At 64.2% G+C, this 1,996-nt stretch carries 2 protein-coding genes; both read left to right on the top strand.

Features of this window, described 5'->3' with window-relative positions; translation table 11 throughout:
• Window positions 1–106 precede the first annotated feature (106 nt).
• A complete protein-coding gene (locus tag AB1609_22500; protein MEW6049205.1) occupies window positions 107–1,363 on the top strand; it encodes a glycosyltransferase family 4 protein in 1,257 nt (418 codons plus the stop codon).
• Between the two features lie 220 nt (window positions 1,364–1,583).
• Window positions 1,584–1,996 (top strand): sugar transferase (locus AB1609_22495; GenBank protein ID MEW6049204.1); only part of this gene is annotated, 413 nt, incomplete at its 3' end.

Genomic DNA, 1,996 nt, shown 5'->3' with positions numbered 1-1,996 from the left:
CCACCACGCTCGCTACCATCGCCGCCCAGCAAGCCCTTGTCCGGGGGGAGCCAGTCCGGGTGAACGTGCACGAGTTTCTGACCCGCCCCGGGGAGGAAACCGCTCATTGAGAGTCGTCCTGCTCACGAACTACTTCCCACCTGAGATCGGGGCTGCCTCCCACCTGTTCTACGACCTCGCCGAGAGCCTGGCTTTCAGGGGACACGCGGTGACCGTGGTCACCGGGTATCCGCGTTACAACGTGGACGTGAACGAGTTGCCCCCCCGGTACCGGCGGGGTCTTTTTCTACGCGAGGAGCAGGGCGGGATAGAAATCCTGCGCGTTCGTGTCCCTGTCCTCCCACGCCACATTCCTCTGGCTCGCGGGCTCGATCATTTCCTGGTGGCCTTCGGGTTGTGGGTCGCCATCATGAGGGTGCGGGCCGCTGACGTGGTGTTGCTCTACTCTCCCCCGCTTACCCTGGGGCTCACCGCTGCGGTTTTCGGTTCGTGGAGGCGTGTCCCCTTCGTCATCAACGTTCAGGATCTGTTTCCCCAAAACGCCATAGACCTCGGGCTCCTGCACAACCCTCTGCTGATCGCTCTGTTTCGGCGGATCGAGAAGTGGGTCTACCGGCAGGCGGCGGGCATCACCGTGCATTCGGAAGGGAACGCGGATTACGTGAAGGCACGCGTGGCTGATCCCGGCAAGGTGGTCGTCGTGCCCAACTGGGTGGACACCGATGCCATTCGGCCCGGCCCGCGCCTCAACGGGTTCCGTAAACAGCACGGCCTGGGAGACAGATTCGTGGTATCGTTTGCGGGGACAATGGGTTACTCACAGGACCTGGACACGGTCATCGCCGCAGCCGATCTGCTCCGGGAATGTACCGACCTCTTATTCGTGCTCGTGGGGGACGGCGTGGAGCGTCCCGGCTTGGAGGCCGAGGTCGCCCGGCGCAGCCTCACCAATGTGATGTTCCTGCCGATGCAGCCGCGCGAGGTATATCCCCTGATTCTTCATGCGTCCGACGCCTGCCTCGTTACACTGCGCAAGGTGGTCAGGACGCCCGTTGTCCCCTCGAAGCTGCTCAGCATCATGGCCGCGGCCAGGCCGGTTCTGGGGAGCATGAATCTCGACGGGGATGCCCCGAAGCTCATCCAGGCGGCCCAGTGCGGCCTCTGCGTTGAGCCGGAACGGCCGGATCAGTTGGCTCAAGCAGTTCTTACGCTGTACAATGATCGCGGCCTGGCGGCGCGGCTGGGCCAGAACGGGAGGCGTTACGCCGAACAGCACCTGTCGCGAACGCATTGCGTTTCCCTGTACGAGCACGTGCTTTCCGATGCCGTCGCCCGGGCGCAGGGCCGTGGTCTACATGAATGAGGCGTGACGCAGGGCCCCCCGGTGCTTGCCCGCTGCGCGAGCCCTGGCAGCAAGTATGGGCTGTGGTTCTTTTTCCCGTTGTGCCCCAGGTGCGAATCTGCATGGTATCCCGGCCCGAGTGGCGAATTGTTCCCGGAACCTGTGGACGGTGGTTCCAACAGGGCTGGACCGGGGGAACCTGTACGCGCCTTCGCTTCCGGCGCCGACGAGGAGTGGAGACATGCAACATTCGATGGTTTCCGACGAGCAAGCAGCTGCCCTCAGCGTTGCTCCGTCTGCTGCTGCCCGCCTTGCGGACCATCCCGTGGCAGTTTCGCCGTACGCCCGCTCGGTCGCGAAGAGGGCTTTCGACGTTGCCCTGTCGCTGGCCGGGCTGCTTCTTTCTCTGCCAGTTTGGTTGATGGCCTGCCTCGCCATACTGCTGGAAGACGGCCGGCCCGTGTTGTACGTCCAGCACCGCGTCGGTCGCGGCGGGCGCGTTTTCCCCCTCTTCAAATTCCGCTCCATGGTGCGCGATGCGGAAGGGATGACCGGCCCCGTCTGGGCTTCCCAGGATGATCCCCGGGTCACTCGCGTGGGTCGCCTGCTGCGTGCTACAGCCCTGGACGAGCTGCCCCAACTGGTCAATATTCT

The organism is Bacillota bacterium (assembly GCA_040754675.1).
Lineage (GTDB): Bacteria > Bacillota > Limnochordia > Limnochordales > Geochordaceae > Geochorda.
The sequence above is the reverse complement of the archived record's forward strand: the minus strand, read 5'-3'. Positions and strand labels throughout refer to the sequence as shown.